Genomic DNA, 18,349 nt, shown 5'->3' with positions numbered 1-18,349 from the left:
TGCTGGTTGAGGCACCAAAAACCGTACTCACACTGACCACGCTAGGCAGGTCACGTGTTCACTGATTCCAGGTAACTCCACCCCAACTCAGGCTGACGATCAGAGCTGCCCTCCCCGACTAGAGAGCTGATGAGGAGAAACAAGCCGAATTTTTTAAAAATTAGTCGTGTCGCAAACCTCTTAATAACAGCGCTATCCAATATTGTGGTTATATGAGTTCACCACGGCGCCCCAAGGGGTCAATGAAAGACCCCATCCCACTGGGATGGCGTGTCGAGCGCGAAAACCGGGATAAATTCACCGAACTAGCTGCCAAAGCTGGTATCTCGGGTGCAGCCCTATTCGACATGATGGTCGAAACTCTTGAACTTGACGAACGTGGTCTCCCTGATTGGGTGCTTCGTGACGATGAGGAAGGCCACCTGCCTATCGACAAGCCTTAAACAGAAAAGCCCGCGCAAAGCGCGGGACTAAAATTCTGAATCCGATCTGCCTACTCGCCAAAGTTCTCAGATCGAGATTTACCACGAAGCTTCCGGTTACCAAGCCGGACGCTCCCCTTCCTTTACCCTCCAAAGAGAAAAGGACTTATGTGTCTATAGTAGCGCCTCAGCGCGCCCAATCAAGTACCAGCACCAAAGAAACGCCGCAAAACACCGCGATCCACACCACAAAACCACGCTGGTGCACCCGCCCCTCCGACGGCCGCATCGCCGCAATCCTCGCCCACACCGCCAAAGGACACCGCCCTTTCACCAAGGCAGAAACCCCCCAAACCTTCAGCGCCAAGGGAAAAACACAGTTCAACGCGGCCAAAGAAGCCCTCGCCGCCAAACACGCCCACACCCCCGCCCCGGTACATATCAAGCGGGTCTCCCGCGCCCAGGAAACCTCCCCCCGCGCGATTGCCTGGGCGATCCCCCAGGGAAGCCGCAAAGTCGATCACACCGCCCAAGCCTGGCGTGCCGCCCGTTCCCTGGACGAGCTGCTGTGCCGCCGCGCCGACTGCCAACGCAACATCATGGCCGTGCTCTGGGTACTCCTGCGATACACCGACCACACCACCATGACCGTCCGCATCACCTGGGACACCATCGCCACCAAAGCCCGCGTCAGCCGCGCCACCGTCGGCAACGCGCTGAAATTCCTACGCACCCACGGCCTACTCGGCATCGTCGCCTCAGGCCGCAGCGCCACCTACGCCGCCAAAGCCGGCCAACCAGCCACCAACGAAGCCCCCGTCTACGTCATCACCCGCCCCATCGGCCTCGGCCTACGCCCCCAAGACACACCAGACACGACCCCCGCGCGGCGTGCCCACACACAAGGCGCCGCTGGTACCTGTGGAAATAACTTAGAACCCCTCCCCGTAGGGGGGTTAACCACTTACGAAGTAAGTTCCTACACGCGCGCGCTCGAGAAAAACACCCAGATTGAGCCGCTGCGCGGCACTGAACATCATGGGCACGGCTACGCCGTGCGAACTCACCACCGCGATCAGCGACAAGTCACCCTGTGGCCAGCCAACCGACGCATCAGCTCGAGAAGTCAGGGGTTATCGGCTGCCGCTGAAATCTTGCGTTTGATGCCAGATTTGGCCCGTTTTTCCAAGAAAAACGTGCTGAACATGGTCAAACCATTTTTCGATGCGGGATGGACGATTTCAGATGTTCACCATGCTTTGGATTGGCGTACCAGCCCGGGTTTGCACGAGAAGGAAGCATGGGGTGCACTCCCCCAGCATGATCGTGACACTCAGTCCTACATCGACTATTGCCGCATTCTGCGCGCAGCAATCCTCTACCGCCTCCGCCAGTGGATGACTCCGAACGGTGAAGTCATGACCAGCCGCTCCCAGCGAGCCGCTGCGGAAAGCAACCGAGCCCACGCTGCCGCACGGGCCGCCGCCGACCGGCGGGCAAAACACCAAGCTCGACGCCCGGCACACCAAAGTGCTGCAGCAACCGGGGCAGCCAGAGTACGCGCAGCGCTGTCAGCGGCACGCGCGCTATCGACCTGAAGGTGATCCCTAACATCATTAGCTCATACGAACATTTACTCAAATGTTGATTTATTAGCCTCCTGGCGCTATCTCTTCCTTGGTGGATCGTAGGTTTGCTGCAGCCATGGCGCATATCGAACAGTTATCGCGGGATAAACCGGTAACGCCGAGCATTGAGATGTTGGCGCGTTTTTGCGCAAATACTCATATCATCATTTGGTCACTGCCACAAAGATCGAATCACACGCTCCCAGGAATCGGCTCGAACTTTCACATTTCCATTCACAGCGCTCATGACGGCTCTGCCGGCCAAGTGGACTCCCCTGCCAAATGCCATCCCCGCCAATAATGAAGTATCCGCTCATTTACTCAAATGACCATTTGCGCGAAATCTTGATGCAATCCAGGGCGACTTCCACCAATGCTTGACACCGCTCCCTGAAGCATCCGAACGCTAAACTCGGCGTTGAAGCCATAGGCATAGAGAGAAAATACTCAAAAGAGCATTTGATTCCTTACCCGCTCACTCATGAAGATTTTTGCACCAGTGAGCGAACGCAGCCCAAGCACCACTCCCCACCGAAATTTCAACCAAATCTACACTTTTACTCATTTTATCATTTGAGCACTTCCTGCAGCGCAACCACGCTCAGCGAAAAAATTGAATGGCCTGGCGGGAATCTGATTTACCCTCCCCAAGCTTTTTATGCGAGGGTTCTCATTTACTCATTTGAAGTAATGAAGCAAAGCCCCCCACATTGCTCCGTGCGCGCATAATCCGCCACAAGATTGATTCAACTAATATTTGCCCCTCAGCCGCCAGTGGCCCAGGGCACCGAATCTGTACGTTTTTGAGTAAAGTATCAAATGAACATTTAAGCAATACTTTCCTCAGGGCACATGGTCCTCTAAAGCGCAATCCCGACCCTTGGAAATGATTGAGTGCCTTGGAGTGAATTCAACCTGTCACCCTCAGCGCAATACATACGCGAAACCTCATTTACTCATTTGATGGACGGTGTATTGACGACCTGCAGCAAGACACCACTTTATCGGTCCTTGTGCTCGCCAATCCATCTAAAGGCCGACTCAACCAATGCTTGAACCCTCAGACCACGGCCAGCCGGAATATCGGATTCGTACGGTTTTGAGTAAATCATCAAATGATCATCCAGACGATTTCTCATGTATTCGATGGGGGAGAAGCGCCTCACGCCATCGCCCTTCACACGTGTGCGTAAATGCACTTTTACTCATTTGTGCTGATACACTTATATGTAAATCCGTATTTACTCACCTCTGTGCAGCGGAAGGAATCTATGAAAACGATTGCCGTATTGAACCAAAAAGGCGGAGCTGGGAAAACCACGATCTCCACCCACCTAGCCACCGCACTGCAGCACACTGGCCGCTCTGTGCTTTTGGTGGATTCAGACCCTCAGGGAAGCGCCCGGGACTGGGCTGCAGTCAGGGAAGAGCACCCCGTGTCCGTCGTGGGCATCGATCGCCCCACCATTGAACGCGACGTCAAAAGCCTGGCCAAGGTCGATTTCGTCGTCATCGATGGGGCCCCGCAGGCTAGTGACCTTGCTGTCTCTGCGATCAAGGCTGCTGATTTTGTCCTTATTCCCGTGCAGCCCTCGCCGTATGACATCTGGGCCACAGAGGATCTGGTTGACCTAGTCAAGCAGCGCATCGAGGTCACCGACGGGAAACTCAAGGCGGCCTTCGTCGTATCCCGCGCGATCACCGGTTCAAACATCAGCAAGGATGTCTCTGCGATCCTCGAGGATTATGGCTTGCCGGTCCTTGAATCCAAGATTTTCCAGCGTGTCGACTACCCAGGGACAGCTGCGCGTGGGTCTACAGTGATTGAAGACTTCCCTCGATCCGAGGGCACCCGAGAAATGCTTGCACTGAGTGCTGAAATTGAGTCGATCATCCTTGAGCAGGAGGTTGTCTAAATGAGCAACAGTAGAACCGGGCTCAGCGCAGGGCGTCCAAGCCAGCGAGCCGAAAACGAGAAGAGCCGGCTGATGGCTAGTTTACGGGACACCGCTCCCGCAGAACCGCTGACACGAGTGAACTTCGAACTACCTAAAAGCCTGCATACGAAGCTGAAAATCCATGTGGCTCGCAGTGAACACAAAAGCATTCGCGAGTTCTTGACTGAATATATTGAGTCACTCCCTGAAGAGTAAACACATCAAAATGTAAATCATCTTTTGAGTGCATGAGTAGATCATCATCTACTCATGCACTCATTTTTCCAAGCATTCAGACTGCCCAAAGAGCTTATCTTTGCAGCGTTCCACGGTGCACACGCACCTACGAATTGTTCAAATGCGTATATCGTGCTTTGTATCTCCGAAGTCAGCCGGCAGCTGGACCGTCATGGTGTACTAGCTAGGCCGATAAGCAATTGGACTCAATTACTCAAAGCTGCAAATGTGTATATGAGAAAATTTTCCATAGGTGGATTCAACCTGCTAGGCATCGAGGATTCGGATAGGGGAGTAGTCACCCCGTCCGCGCGCACCACTATTCGTTAGTATTCTCCGTGACTTACGCACATTCGTTGCTCAAATGTTCACTTGCTCATTTGCATGAATACGTCTTTACTCATTTATTCATATGCACGACAGTATTGGCATATTCACGCACGCTAAGGAGGGATTCACCGTGACTCGCAACGCCTCAGAAATTTACGATGACCTCAAAGCCCTGGCCAACGAGCTGGAAGACCTCGCCGCTACCGGACGCATCACCATGAGCACCGACTCGTGGAACAAGGACTATCCCGACACGAAACAAGCCGTCGCCCAAGCCCTGGCAACGCTACAGGTCGCGATCAACGCGACCTGCTGGATGGAAACCCTACCCGAAGCCGAATCAACCGCGACGAAACCAGGGCATCGCGGTTAAGCCTCCTGCCCACCTGTGCACAGCAAAAGCCCAATCGCTGCGCTGCTTTTCCTGCACCCACGTGGACAGCAGGAACCAAACGACCTCCCGCACACAAGCCACAAGCTGCGGTACCTGAGTTCTCCTTCGACGGCGGATCGTGGCCCGTGCATGGCCTCTGATAAGCGAATATCACTTGCCAGGCCACGAGGAACACCTATCATGGGCACATCATCTTAAAGGAGTAAGACCACGTGGAGGTATCAGAGTTAACCCTTGGCGCTGCTGGGGTTCGTATGATGCTAACTGTGAGAAAGCTCTAACAATGACAGTTCGTGGCGAAAAAAGATCCTTGGGTCCATCGCAATCGTAACCTGTCGGAATTCATTATCAGAGATCTTCGCTACCGTAACTAGATTGTTTGCTTGGAGGACTTAGGATTATTCTATGGAGACATTTAAGCGTCAAAGGTATGTTGATTACCTAGTGAACGAACGTGGGTATGAAGCTCGCCTAACTCCGTGGGGAATCTATATCGAATATCCCAATTTTGACGATAATGGCACGGCGGTCGTCAAATGGAGGGTTACGGAAAATGAACTTGCCGGTTTGAACGGGATTAGAATGCCGCGAGGCTTTACCGGCGGCGAACAGTATGCGTTCTCGGAGTTGATAGCAGCTCTTCATACTTTCACTGGTTCACGGGGAACCATGTACGGGGCAAGTATGAGAATAGAAGCAGAAGACTGAGAAGGGCTATGGCGCACATGCGCCATAGCCCTTCTTGTTAGAACTTACCAGCGAAGCTTGATTATTTACCGCAAGCTCGGTTCACACTGTCGGGATGAGATGTGATGAGACGGGAATTTGTGGCTGAAACTGATGCCGTGACGCCGACTTTTTTTATGATCCGCCCACGGGAATCTCGAAGTTCATAAACCCCACCGTACCGAATAGTTTTATTGCCGCTTTGGTATTTCTTTAGGCATGACCATTTTAAGGCTTCGTTTGTTGCCCAATCCGCGAAGTCCCTCCAGTTCGCACCTAAGGATTCCGCCTGGTTGTTCCAGTCGTTCATGTGGCCAGCTTTGATATGCCGATAGCCCCAACCGATATTTTTACCTTTGACGACTTTGTTTGTGCCACAACGTAGATAGGCTGTACGTCCCGAGACTCCTTTAACCGTTTGCCTACTGAAAGTTCTGACGAGCTTTTCGTTCTTATCGAAAACGCCACAGGGTGACCAGTATGCTGCGGGTTGCGCGACCCCTAACTTCTGTTCAATGTTGTCAAAGTAGAACCGTTCTCCACTTTCCCCGACAGCATAGGCTGGGACTGCCTGTGTTTCTACGAAATTTTCTGGCTCCATCTGGGCTGCATTAGCTGGCGCGCTCAGCAACGAGCTACCTAGCAGAAGAGCGCCGAGAGCAATTGAAGTGATTTTTTTTCAAAAGTTTCACCCATTGATCTGTTAGTTGCCTTAGTCAATCATATTGATCAGCTTATACTGAGCTTTAACATTTAATCCGTATTTGACGAGGTATTGAGCGCAATTAAAAAATTTTGAACAGTCGATGCTTTGAGTAGTGTAGATGATTCAAAAACGATCGTTTTCGGGTTGAAAGACCGCGACATCAAAGCTGTGCGCGTGAATGGCACGATCTTGCTGTTTTCAGTTTCCCGGAACCAGGTACCGATATCGAGGCTGACTAAAAGATCGAACGAGTGTTTCTGGGCCACCAACGAACTCATTGCTCTCCAGGCACTGTAGAACGCTTTGGTGCGCTGTTTGAACGGTCTTGGAATATCACGTTGTCCCAGCACACCGGTAAGATTCGGGTAGGTGCACCTTGCAGGTCCCGCGTCTTCTGTTTTGCTGTGATGTGCAAGGTTTTGTGATGAGGCCGTAGCCAGGGGCTCGGTAGAAGGAGTTGCTTTGGTAAAGCTCAACCTTAAAGCTGTCGAGGAACGTGTTGCTCCCCTGGGAGGGCAGGAAACCTACACCCGGGAATTCATCTTCGACCTGCTGGCGGCTTATGGCAGAGCCCAGGGCAATATCACCCGGTTGCGCAATGGCTCTTTGAATGTTGCAGAAGATCCAGCGACTGAAGTGGCCCAGAAGAATGTGGTCTACTTCAAGGAAACCACCGAGGACCCTCTGACGGTCATTGAAGAACTCCGCACGTCCCCGACAGTGGTGCGCTACAACACCCGTTTCGTCATCGTCACCGACTTCGCCGAGCTGGTCGCGATCGATACCAAGACGAACGAGACTCTGATGATCCCCATCCGGGAGATCGATCAGCACTTCACGTTCTTCCTTCCCTGGGCGGGGATGGAAAAAGCCCAGTATGTCGCCGAAGCCCACGCGGATGTCAAAGCGGCAGAACGCATGGGCAAACTCTTCGACGAGCTTCTCCAAGCCAACCCCGGACTGTTCGACGACCCCACGGGGCGTCACGCTCTCAACAAGTTCTTCACGCGGTTGCTGTTCTGCTTCTTCGCAGAAGACACTGGAATCTTCAACGAGAATCAATTCACCAACGCTGTGGGCTCGCATACCCAAACGGATGGTTCGGATGTTGCTGAATTCCTGACCGGCTTGTTCACTGCCTTGGATACGCAGTTCGCTTCCGCGAAACCTGCTCATCTGGCAGCGTTCCCGTACGTCAATGGCCGGCTTTTCCAAATTACCGCGGAGCAGACTGTCCCTCAGTTCACGAAGAAAGCACGTGACCTGTTGATTGAGGCCGGGTCGCTGATCTGGCGTGAGATCAATCCAGATATTTTCGGGTCGATGTTCCAAGCGATCGTCACCCCTGGTAAGCGTTCGAACCTGGGACAGCATTACACCTCGGTACCGAACATCCTCAAGACCATTGAGCCGCTGTTCATGGACGAGCTGAAGGAAAAATTCGGCAACGCGTACAACTCGGTGCCTCAACTGGAGAAGCTCCTGGATCGAATCGGCAAGATCAAGATCTTCGATCCCGCTTGTGGTTCTGGAAACTTCCTGGTCATCGCCTACAAGGAATTACGTCGACTAGAGCACGCCATCCTTGAACGCCTGAGTGATTTGAGCGTCAAACACCAACGGATCTCTCTGGAGTCCCGGATCAATATTGAGAGCTTCTATGGGATTGAGATCGACGACTTCGCTGTAGAGGTAGCGATCCTGTCACTGTGGATTGCCAAGCATCAGATGAACGCTGAATTCTTCGAGAAGTTCAACCTCAAGATTGAACTGATCCCTTTGAAAGAAGCCGGGCAAATCGTTCAAGGCAACGCTACGCGCGTCGATTGGAATATGGTCTGTCCGAATGACGGTGGTGAGATCTACCTGATCGGCAATCCGCCATATAAGGGCGGAAAATCGCAGAGTAAGGAAATGAAAGCCGATTACCCATACGTATTCGGTAATTACCCTTACTCGAAGGATCTTGATTACATCGCACTTTGGTTCGTCAAAGGCGCAGAGTACATCAAAGACAGTCGAGCTGAGCTCGCGTTTGTAACCACGAATTCAGTTTCCCAAGGTGAACACGTAGGGCTCATGTTCCCTCGGATTTTCTCTCTGGGCATCGAAATTGGCTACGCCTACACATCATTCAAATGGGAGAACAACGCCAAACGAAACGCAGGTGTAACGGTAGCCGTAATCAACCTCCGGGCCGAACGCCAAGGACCGAAATACATTTTTACTGATGGTTTGAAGGTCGAGGCGACTAACATCAACGGATACCTTACCGACGCCCCTGCTATATGGATAAACCGTCAGCTTAAAAGGATATCTGCGGCCTTACCCCTGATGGCTCTCGGGTCAGTCCCGAAAGATGATGGACATCTTCTCCTTGATGTCGAAGAGAAACAAGCTTTGGTGGCAAATGACCAACGAATATCGCGATTCATCAAGCGGTATGTGGGATCCTCTGAGTTCATCAATGATCGTGAACGGTATTGTATTTGGATTACTTCTGAGGATGCTGCAGTAGCCATGGAAATTCCAGAGCTTGCTCAACGTCTGCAGCACGTTACTGAGTTTCGTGCGGCTAGTACGACGCCAAATACGAGGGCCCTTTCCGATCGTCCATTTCGGTTCTGGCATATAGCTTACAAACCCACCGACTCGATTATTATTCCTCGTCATTCTTCTGAACGTAGAGAATACATCCCAATGGGATATCTCTCTGATGAATACGTGATTTCTGATGCCGCGTTAGCAATTTATAATGCGCAACCATGGGTATTCGCGATACTGACGTCAAGAATGCACATGGCATGGGTGCGTGCCGTGGGCGGCAAAATGAAGACTGACTATCGATACTCGAATACGATCGTCTACAACAATTTCCCTGTCCCTCCGTTGTTGGATGCTACGAAGGAGAAGCTGACGATCGCGGCTCTCAGGGTATTGGACGTGCGTGAGTATCACTGCGAAAAGACGCTGGCTGAGTTGTATGACCCGGATTTGATGCCTCAAGACCTCCGCGACGCGCACGCAGCGGTGGACGTATTGGTGGATTCGATCTATTCCAAGAAGCCTTATGAGACGGACGAGCAGCGTCTGTCTGATTTGTTTGCCCTCTATGAGCAGATGAGCGCGGAAGAGGCAGCGAAAGCTCCGGTCAAGAAGTCGCGTGTGTCGAAGAAAGCAGTTGCCAAGTGAACGCGTTGAAGAAGCCAGTGAACATCGTCAATGTCTCCTACGCGCAGACGAAGGCTTCGGTGAATACCGATGCGTTGGGGATGCGTGAGATGCAGCAGCGCGTGTTTGCTCAGCGGGAGGCCCAGCATTTGCTGGTGAAGGCACCGCCAGCCTCGGGCAAGTCCCGTGCACTGATGTTCGTTGCCCTGGACAAGCTGTACAACCAGGGCCGTAAGAAGGTCATTGTTGCGGTCCCTGAACGCTCGATCGGCGCGTCTTTCGCATCCACGAACCTGACTAAGTTTGGTTTCTGGGCTGATTGGGAGATCAAGGAAGAGCATAATCTTTGTGATGCTGGTTCTTCGGCGGGCAAGGTGGATGCGTTTATTAAGTTCCTTCAAGGTCCTGATGCGGTGTTGGTGTGTACTCATGCGACGCTGCGTTTTGCGTTCGAGAAACTCGCCCCTGAAGCGTTCAATGGGACGGTGTTGGCGATTGATGAGTTCCATCATGTTTCCGCTGATACGGAGAACTCCCGCCTGGGTGCGCTGCTGCGTGATGTGATGAACGGGTCGGATGTGCATATCGTCGCGATGACCGGTTCCTACTTCCGTGGGGATTCCGTGCCGGTGTTGTCACCGGAGGATGAAGCGAAGTTCATCCCGGTAACGTTCAACTACTATGACCAGCTCAACGGGTACGAGTACCTGCATTCCTTGGGTATCGGCCACCATTTCTATCAGGGCCGGTATACCGAGGCGATCGAGGAAGTCCTCGACCTGGATAAGAAAACGATCGTGCATATCCCGAACGTGAACTCGGGGGAGTCCACCAAGGACAAGGTTGAAGAAGTCGGGTTCATCATCGATGCCATCGGCCGGGTTGAAAGCACCGATCCTGACACCGGGATTATTAGCGTGCGCCGCAGGGACACCGGACAGGTCGTGCGGGTGGCTGATTTGGTCGATGACACGGACCAGAAGAAGCGTGGAGATACACTGCATTACTTGGCTCACACGGCTTCAAAGAAGCGGGATGCCGTCGACATCATTATTGCGTTGGGTATGGCGAAGGAAGGGTTTGACTGGCCCTACGCCGAGCACGCTCTTACCGTTGGGTACCGGGCTTCGCTCACTGAGGTTATTCAGATCATTGGCCGGGTGACTCGTGATAGCGAGGGCAAGTCCCATGCACAGTTCACCAACCTGATTGCCCAGCCTGATGCGGCGACCGATGAGGTGAAACTGTCGGTCAACAACATCTTGAAGGCAATTACAGCTTCGTTGTTGATGGAGCAGGTGCTGGCACCGAACTTCACGTTCAAGACCAAACGGGGCAATGACGATGCACCGAAACCTGGCGAGCTGAAAATCAAGGGGTTCAAGGAGCCTTCGACCCCGCGGGTGAAGCAGATCGTGACAACGGATCTGAACGATCTGAAGGCTACGATCCTGCAGGATGAGACCTTTGCCAAGGCGGCTGCCGGCAGCTTGGACCCGGAAACGACGAACAAGGTCCTGATTCCGAAGATCATCCGTGAGAAATACCCGGATCTGACCGAAGCCCAGGTCGAGGAAGTCCGCCAGCAGGTCGTGGTTGACTCCGTGATCAAGAATGGTGAGGTGCGTGAAGTGGGAGACAAGCGCTTCATCAAGATGGCGGAGAAGTTCGTCAACATCGATGACATTGATATCAACCTGATCGATTCGGTCAACCCGTTCCAGCGGGCCTTTGAAGTGATGAGCAAATCGGTGACCCCGAATGTGCTGCGCATTATTTCGGATACCATCACCGCCACCCGGGTGGAGGTCACGGAGCAAGAAGCATTGCAGCTGTGGCCGAAGATCCAGGCCTGGGTGAAGGTCAACGGGCGTAAGCCCGATGTTCGCAGCGAGGACCCGACAGAGAAACGATACGCTGAAGCGTTGTTGTTCTTGCAGCGGAAGAAGCAGCAGCATTTGGCGAACCAGCGAGCAACACAGGTGGGCAACGAAGCATGAGCGAACCAGAAAACGAGACCCCAGGACTGGATGCCGCTGAGCCGGTGTTGGATATTCAGTCGCTGATCGATTCAGATCTTGATGGGCTGCTTGATACTCCTGAGAAGCCGAAGAAGATCACCGCCCAGGGGCGGTTGGAGCGCGCTTTCTTGGAGATCGTCGAGTTCAACAAGACTCATGGGCGTCTGCCCAGTTCCACGACGCGGGAGATTGCCGAACGCAAGCTCGGTGCCCGACTGGAAGGAATCTTGGCCAGTGAAGAGAAAATCGCTGCATTGAAGCCGCTGGACGAGTTGGGGCTGCTTGAATTCCCGGAAACACCGGAATCCCTGGACGAGTTGCTGACCTCTGATGGTTTGGATCTGTTGGATGATGAGCTGGGTCTTCTCGACGTCTCTGACCTGCCGCAACGGCGCACTGCCGAGGCTCCCGAATCGGTAGCCAAACGCAAGAAAGCTGTCGGTTTCGAAGCTTTTGAACCTTTGTTCAAGGCGAAGCATGCTGAACTTGCCGATGGAACGTACCGGTTGATCGCATATCCCGGTGAGCGAACTATCGATGAGGGGCAGTTTTTCGTCCTGAACGGCGTTATGCTCTTTGTTGCGGAAGTTGGCGAGTCACTGGTACAAAGCAGTGGTCGTAAAACCCGTCAGAAGCAGCGCTTGAGGGTCATTTTCGAAAATGGGACGGAATCTTCCATGTATCGACAGTCTCTGTCGGTCCGTCTGCATGAAGGAGCTGGGCTACTGCTTGTTCGATCTGGGTACGACGCTTCTGAAATGGGGGACGCGGATCAGGAATCTGGCCACGTCTATGTGCTTCGCTCATTAAGTACTGATCCGCAGGTGTCTTCGATCCAGAACCTGCACAAGATCGGGTTCAGCACTACGACGGTCGAAAAGCGCATCGCGAACGCGGCGGGCAGCCCCACGTACTTGATGGCTCCAGTGGAAATTGTGGCTGACTACCGGGCCTACAACTTGCGTGCTTCGGCGCTAGAGCATCTGCTGCACCGAGTCTTCGCCTCAGTCCGCCTGGATATCACCCAGATCAATCGTGAGGGAAAGAACTACGACCCCTCCGAATGGTTTGTAGTGCCACTGAACGTGATCAACCAAGCGATCAGCATGATCATGTCCGGCGAGATCACCGACTACGTGTACGATCCTGCAATGCAGCGGCTTGTGGAGCGTTCCTAATGGGTATGGAGATGGGATTGTGGCGTGCTGACGGAGATCAACTCACGCGCATCACGCCCACCGCTATTGGGCTGGAAGCCCAGCTGGAATCGTATATCGAGTCTGATCCGACAATGCTGGGTGAAACTCTGCTGATTATTGGACGCCAGGTGCCGACAGCGCATGGCGGTTTCATTGACCTGCTAGCGGTCGATGAGACCGCTGCAGTCCATGTGATCGAGCTCAAGCGGGACCGGACACCGCGCGATGTCACCGCGCAGACACTGGATTATGGCTCTTGGGTCGCCACGCTCGGTCGAGCAGAGATCACCAAGATCTTCGCCAACTATCGTCCCGGTATTGCGTTGGAAGAAGCCTTCAACGAACAGTTCGGCGGCACACTGCCGGACGAGGTGAACACCGCCCAAGTTTTCACTATTGTGGCAGCATCCGTTGATGCCGCAACGGAGAGGATCGTGCGGTTCCTGAACGAAGACTTCGGCGTTCCGATCAACGTGGTGTTCTTCCGACACTTCCACGACAACGGGGCCTCGTACCTCGCCCGCACTTGGCTCGTAGAACACGAAGTACAACCCACTATCTCGTCTGCTACCTCACGGAAGAGCAAGACACGTGAGCCGTGGAATGGCCAAGACTGGTATGTCTCCTTCGGTGATTCACCCGAAGGAAGGCAATGGGCTGACGGAATGAAATACGGGTTCGTATCCGCCGGGGGAGAGAAGTGGTTCTCACGGACATTGAAGAATCTCACGCCTGGAGCCCGTGTATTTACCTGTATCCCCAAAAATGGGTACGTCGGAGTGGGCACGGTACTGGGGGAAGCAAAGCGGTTTGATGAGACCACGGTCCTGTACGACGGAACCGAGACTGCACTGGCAGCACTTCCCCTGGTGGGGTCGTATCGTCACGAGGGTGATCAGGATGATGATTTAGCTGAATGGGCAGTGCCCGTTCAGTGGATTTACGCAGTGTCCCGGGAGCAAGGTTTTTGGAAGCCCGGGATGTTCGCCAATCAGAACACGGCGACTAAGCTACGTAGCCAGTTCACTATCGACCAAGTTTCAGAGGCCTTTGGCCTCGATGAATAGCAGAGCGCATTTGCCGATTCATCAGCGACTGATGAGCTTTCCTTCCGAGTAACGTACTTCGAATCACTATAGGTTCATCTCCTTGATTCGCCGGTAGAGCGTCGCACGGGACATCCCCATGTCCCTGGCGACCTGTGTTGCTGGTTCGCCAGCCTGGATCAGTTTGGCTGCGGTGCGGATCTGGGATTCGGTGAAGGTAGGGCGTCGGCCGCCGAGATCACCACCGGCGGTGCGGCGTTTGGTGACGGAGTCGGTGATGCGTTCGCGCTTGATCTCTAATTCCATTTGGGCCAGGGCGGCCATGACGGTGAAGACCATGGCGCCCATAGGCGTTTTGGTGTCCACATCGCCGCCACCCAGGTTTAAGACGCGAAGTCCGATATTGCGTTCGCGTAGCTCTTCGGCCAGTTCGAGCATTTTCTGGGTGGAGCGCCCCAGCCGGTCCAAGGTGGTGATCACGAGCGTGTCGTTCGGGTGCAACGATTCGAGCGCCTTATCGAGTCCGGGCCGCTTCGCCAACGCACCGGATAACCCGTGATCTACATAGAGGTCATCGCGGCGGACGCCTACGGAGAGTAGGTCTTGGATTTGCCGGTCGGCGTCTTGGGCTTTGGTGGATACGCGCGCGTAGCCGATCAGTTTGGTCATCAATCCTTCAAAAGTGTCTCGCAACTAAGAGTGTAGACATGATTCTACGGCTTGGGTTGCGACACATGGTTGCGAGAATTTTAGACCGTTGAGTTTCCGCAGATTTTTCGTTAGGGAAGAAGTAGCCGGTGAGACGTCTTGCAACCTATGGGTTGCAGGGCGGTTGGAGGGCACTTATGGAAACCGTCTGTATTCATTGAGATGATCTCTTCATGAATGAAAACGATCCCTATCTGCGAATTATTCGTGGGAGTTACTCGTATCTAAACTCGTGGGCGGAACGCGCACGTCGGAATCCTCCTGAAGAACCACAGCCTGGAAGTGAATTGGCGATTGACGACGCCACGTTTAGGTGGCATCGGATTAGTGAAACGGTTCGTTTGTCACTCATCGCAGCCGGAGAGCACCTGAGGTTGGCCAGGGATGCGATTGAAGTTGACGAACCTTATCCCTCTGCGCATTTCACACTATTGCGTGGTGCTTTCGTCGGCGCCGCTCAAGCTGTGTGGATTCTTGGACCGGATGACCCTGATACGCGTCAACAACGTGGGTTTACCGTTATCGCAGAAATGTACGAGCAAATGGCTAAGAACCATCGCGAGCTGGAGACATTCAACCTGAACGAAAGGCAACGTGACCTACTGTCTCAGCAGAAGAAATGGCTTGATGCCCGAATCGCTTCTTTAGGTGCGCAGCGTAAGAATAAGCGAAAACTAGTCCAGACTGAATTCATCAGATGGGCTTTGGAATACCGCTTTAAGGATGAAGGTCGACGAGAAGATGGGCGCATGCTGTGGCGGCAAATGAGTGCCGATGCTCATGTTCTTAGCTGGTCTTTGATGCAACGTGCTCAATTTGCAAGTCCGACATTGGGATCTGATTTGGGCATAGGGACCGCTAGTGGAAGCTTGAAAGATATTTCTCAGCCCTTCAATGCTTCATTTCTAATGCTGAAAGAAGGATGGTCACTTTTCGATCGTAGGTGTGAAGAACGATAATAAGTTAAAGCGTGTTCATAGAAGTAAAGCCAAGAAGATCTCTTGAGTGAGAGCGCTCGAAACTTCTATCGCACCGGATTATTTTCGGCCTGCTCGATCTGACACTGATCGAGCAGATGCGCAAGAAAGCTGTATGCAGCAAGGCGCTCCATTGCCTGCTGTTCAGTAAGTTCTTTTCTTGTGTGGGTAGTTACGTTTCGTACTGTTAGGTTTAAACCGGTAGCTAGGGCATTTAAGGCCTTCGCAAGCGGTTCGAGGCCCCCGCGCATGCTTTTGGAAGTTTTGTCGTCTGGTGGACCAGGCCAAACTAGCCTGGGTCGACCATTGGTTGGATCTCCTGGGGATAATGTCTGTTGCCAGAACACGGTATCGTCAACGTCGTTACGACCAAGCCGCTCTTTCCAATGGACAGTTAGCCCTTCTGCAGCTTCCCGGACAGCAACACGGAACTGATGAGCGGTCCAGTGCGCAGCTGCCCCGGACCAGATCACTGGATGTAGTTGCGCAGGGGAAAAGCTAGGCAAAGTGGAGTCTGCGGAGCCCTGTGCGTCAATAATCATAGAATCCAAGCGGCCTTTGACATTCGCGCTTGTCAGGCGGATATCTCGGGGAGAGAGCGGTGCTTTAGGTGCAGCCATGAAGGACCAGTTAGAGATGGGATCGATAAAACCTATGCCTTGAACGGAGATGTAGGCTCCAGTAACAGCAACCGCGCGCGCTGCAAGTCCGGCGGTTTCTGCGACGTCAAGTTCGAGCTTGGCTACCAGAGTGGGATCTGTGTCCTCTTTTGTCCAGACCGTTGGGGATAGGCCACGAGAAGAAAAGTGATCAGACTCGTGCTGAGTTTTCATCCATTCCTCAAAAGCAGTCTCAAAACGATGAACTGCGCCGAGTAATCGTCGCAGATATTCCTCACCATAGTCGCTCAAATTAATACCTACCCAGTGCTCTTTCAGACCTCATTGGCTTTAGCCTACTACTAGAGGTACTACAATCATGCGGGTTTGAGAGAAGGCTTGGCGCTTCCGACGACAGGGTCTGTGATTCAGAGGTTTCGGTCCTATTCGAACGACGGCCAGTGTCGTTACTCGTCCGGCAACGGTATTTTCGCTACATAGTTTGAGGCACTGAGTTTTGCGACGGAACGCCTTTAACGATCTGTTGAGTTTTCAGCTGTCGAAGATTCTCGGACAAGTCAGCGGATGGGGGTGTCAATAACGACCGTTTTTGGTGTCCCGAATGAGGAACCTCTAAGGGCCATGTCTCAATTCTTGCGAGGTAAGCTCACACTATGTCCGAGACTGACCTCTTGTTGGAATTGAATCCCACTCCTGGCACCGTCGTGAAGCTCGTCAAGAAATTGGTCGACGAGCCTTGGCCACGGTCTGATCAAGAACGCGAAAATCTATTCGCGCGTCTTGGATTCATATCAGGGGGGCCGGTACGAGCTAGAGAACGAAGAATCACCCCACCAGATGAATGAGCTGGATATATGTGTCGGCGGACAAGTGCTTGGTTCATGGGACACGTATAACCGTAAGTTCCTAGGTGTAACAATCCACCTCTACAGCACTCAAGAATCCGGTGCACCAGCAGTTCAAAACGGATTCAACGAACTACGTATCCAACTCACCGATCTCTTTGGAAAACCAGAACATCCGTGGGACAACGAAGAGACGCCACCCTGGATTTGGGAGGCCAACGGCCGGACGATCATTACACACTTCTTCAACCGTCGGGACAGCACTGTGATGTTGAGCGTAGAAGGTACAGCTCTGGCTGCCGTTGCAGAAGCTGATGCAACTTCCGGCTGAGCAATTGTCGTTTTCCAAAGCCGTCTCCACTGAGATCCGATGACCGCCAGCTGAACCCTAACTGGGATCGCGTTAGCAGGCCTCTACCACCAGCGCGCACGTACCTATTTATTCCACGGTCTCATGAACCGGTTGCGTAGTCGATCAAGCCATATTGCGGCCTCAGGTTCCTGCCGACGCCACCTGGATCGCGCGATGAACCTTTCCGCGTCTATTAGCGCGGTATCGTACTGGACACGGTTGAATACCAATAGCTGAGGGAAGAGTGATTCTGGATCGTTAGCATCGGGCTCGTCGTCGTTTTCATCGTCATCTCCGGCCCAGTGAGGTCGTCTCCAGGTGACTGTGTCGGCTGTCATCTCGACCTCGACCGCAAGATTGCCGCAATCCATATCGCCGCACGCCCTGCAGACTGTGATTTCTAGTTCTTCTCCCGAAAGCCTCTCATCGCGGTCGCCGTACGCCCCGCGATAATCAGTCAACCATTGGTGTACTGCTGCGCGCGAGAAACGGCGTGCAAACGGAGAAACCCCCCAATGTCGTTGAATATCGACTATATCGATGACCGCGGTCCCGTCGATGACAAGGTCCACGGCTTGATCAGCGGAGTTCCATCGCGCCATGATCGATGATACGGGGATGCGTGGCGTGTCCATTTCGCCAGTATGGCACAGTCCGAATCATGTTAATCGCTGAAGCGCGCCCCGCGCTTTATTCGAACCTACAAGCTTTTTCTTTCGCACCTGCAACAGTCACACCGTCCCGTAGGGGTCTGTCCGGCATGGCGTTTTGGACAGTTCTTTAGGGGGTGTTTTTATGCGAACACCCACTCTGACTATGACTGTCAGATTCCGAAGTTGGCTGCACATGAGCCGTTGAAATTCCGGGCTTGTGCAGTCGACTATGGACATAAAAATTTCAGAAGTCGACTGCACGGAGTCGGTTTTTGATCAATAGTCCTCTGCACTATCCTGCACAGAGGGAATGTGCGGCCCTAACTGGCTGTTTCACCCGCGCGTTTAATAGCGCGGTAAACAGTGGATCTAGCCAC

16 protein-coding genes are annotated in these 18,349 nt (G+C 53.2%); 11 read left to right on the top strand and 5 right to left on the bottom strand.

The window, feature by feature from the left end; translation table 11 throughout:
• Positions 1 to 242: 242 nt before the first annotated feature.
• From M2368_RS17740 to M2368_RS17720, 5 genes are all read left to right on the top strand, one after another.
• The gene (locus tag M2368_RS17740; protein ID WP_133833129.1) at positions 243 to 443 is read left to right on the top strand and encodes a hypothetical protein; all 201 of its coding nucleotides are present in this window, start codon (positions 243 to 245) and stop codon (positions 441 to 443) included.
• Between the two features lie 149 nt (positions 444 to 592).
• Complete coding sequence (locus M2368_RS17735; protein WP_498724770.1) at positions 593 to 2,020, top strand: hypothetical protein; 1,428 nt, start codon at positions 593 to 595, stop codon at positions 2,018 to 2,020.
• A gap of 1,301 nt (positions 2,021 to 3,321) precedes the next feature.
• Positions 3,322 to 3,966 carry a ParA family partition ATPase gene (parA, locus tag M2368_RS17730; protein WP_047117786.1) on the top strand — a complete coding sequence of 215 codons (645 nt, stop codon included), beginning with the start codon at positions 3,322 to 3,324 and terminating at the stop codon, positions 3,964 to 3,966.
• Positions 3,967 to 4,684: 718 nt separating this feature from the next.
• The gene (locus tag M2368_RS17725) at positions 4,685 to 4,927 is read left to right on the top strand and encodes a hypothetical protein (protein WP_402735342.1); all 243 of its coding nucleotides are present in this window, start codon (positions 4,685 to 4,687) and stop codon (positions 4,925 to 4,927) included.
• 426 nt (positions 4,928 to 5,353) lie between these two features.
• Positions 5,354 to 5,656 carry a hypothetical protein gene (locus tag M2368_RS17720; protein WP_013350251.1) on the top strand — a complete coding sequence of 101 codons (303 nt, stop codon included), beginning with the start codon at positions 5,354 to 5,356 and terminating at the stop codon, positions 5,654 to 5,656.
• A 61-nt stretch (positions 5,657 to 5,717) separates the two neighbouring features.
• Here M2368_RS17720 and M2368_RS17715 read toward each other — a convergent pair whose 3' ends face one another.
• Together M2368_RS17715 and M2368_RS17710 are read right to left on the bottom strand one after the other, a co-directional pair.
• Complete coding sequence (locus M2368_RS17715) at positions 5,718 to 6,275, bottom strand: hypothetical protein (protein ID WP_402697791.1); 558 nt, start codon at positions 6,273 to 6,275, stop codon at positions 5,718 to 5,720.
• A 152-nt stretch (positions 6,276 to 6,427) separates the two neighbouring features.
• Positions 6,428 to 6,856, bottom strand: a complete 429-nt coding sequence (locus tag M2368_RS17710; RefSeq protein ID WP_498724769.1) for a hypothetical protein — start codon at positions 6,854 to 6,856, stop codon at positions 6,428 to 6,430.
• Between M2368_RS17710 and M2368_RS17705 the strand changes: the two genes are divergently transcribed.
• The 4 genes from M2368_RS17705 to M2368_RS17690 are packed head-to-tail and all read left to right on the top strand — an operon-like array spanning position 6,843 to position 13,838.
• Positions 6,843 to 9,572, top strand: a complete 2,730-nt coding sequence (locus M2368_RS17705) for a DNA methyltransferase (RefSeq protein ID WP_498724768.1) — start codon at positions 6,843 to 6,845, stop codon at positions 9,570 to 9,572. The genes M2368_RS17710 and M2368_RS17705 overlap by 14 nt on opposite strands.
• A gap of 59 nt (positions 9,573 to 9,631) precedes the next feature.
• Positions 9,632 to 11,551: a DEAD/DEAH box helicase gene (locus M2368_RS17700; RefSeq protein ID WP_498724767.1), complete on the top strand. Its 1,920-nt coding sequence runs from the start codon at positions 9,632 to 9,634 to the stop codon at positions 11,549 to 11,551.
• Positions 11,548 to 12,750: a GIY-YIG nuclease family protein gene (locus M2368_RS17695; protein WP_498724766.1), complete on the top strand. Its 1,203-nt coding sequence runs from the start codon at positions 11,548 to 11,550 to the stop codon at positions 12,748 to 12,750. The genes M2368_RS17700 and M2368_RS17695 overlap by 4 nt, the downstream gene beginning before the upstream one ends.
• The gene (locus tag M2368_RS17690; protein ID WP_498724765.1) at positions 12,750 to 13,838 is read left to right on the top strand and encodes a DUF8606 domain-containing protein; all 1,089 of its coding nucleotides are present in this window, start codon (positions 12,750 to 12,752) and stop codon (positions 13,836 to 13,838) included. Before M2368_RS17695 ends, M2368_RS17690 begins: the two co-directional genes overlap by 1 nt.
• 66 nt (positions 13,839 to 13,904) lie before the next feature.
• Here the strand turns inward: M2368_RS17690 and M2368_RS17685 are convergent, their stop codons facing one another.
• Positions 13,905 to 14,486 (bottom strand): recombinase family protein, encoded by a 582-nt coding sequence (locus M2368_RS17685; protein ID WP_498724764.1) that lies wholly within the window; start codon positions 14,484 to 14,486, stop codon positions 13,905 to 13,907.
• 212 nt (positions 14,487 to 14,698) lie between these two features.
• On the opposite strand from M2368_RS17685, the gene M2368_RS17680 reads away from it, so the two are divergent.
• Entirely contained in the window at positions 14,699 to 15,484 is a 786-nt protein-coding gene (locus M2368_RS17680) for a hypothetical protein (RefSeq protein WP_498724763.1), read from the top strand.
• Between the two features lie 65 nt (positions 15,485 to 15,549).
• Here M2368_RS17680 and M2368_RS17675 read toward each other — a convergent pair whose 3' ends face one another.
• A complete protein-coding gene (locus tag M2368_RS17675; protein ID WP_498724762.1) occupies positions 15,550 to 16,413 on the bottom strand; it encodes a TIGR02391 family protein in 864 nt (287 codons plus the stop codon).
• A 546-nt stretch (positions 16,414 to 16,959) separates the two neighbouring features.
• Between M2368_RS17675 and M2368_RS17670 the strand changes: the two genes are divergently transcribed.
• Positions 16,960 to 17,298, top strand: coding sequence for a hypothetical protein (locus tag M2368_RS17670; protein ID WP_498724761.1), 339 nt, complete (start codon positions 16,960 to 16,962; stop codon positions 17,296 to 17,298).
• 104 nt (positions 17,299 to 17,402) lie between these two features.
• Here the strand turns inward: M2368_RS17670 and M2368_RS17665 are convergent, their stop codons facing one another.
• Positions 17,403 to 17,954, bottom strand: a complete 552-nt coding sequence (locus M2368_RS17665) for a hypothetical protein (protein ID WP_498724760.1) — start codon at positions 17,952 to 17,954, stop codon at positions 17,403 to 17,405.
• Positions 17,955 to 18,349: the final 395 nt, after the last annotated feature.

Source organism: Arthrobacter sp. JUb119 (assembly GCF_024807995.1).
Taxonomy (GTDB): Bacteria; Actinomycetota; Actinomycetes; order Actinomycetales; family Micrococcaceae; genus Glutamicibacter.
The sequence above is the reverse complement of the archived record's forward strand: the minus strand, read 5'-3'. Positions and strand labels throughout refer to the sequence as shown.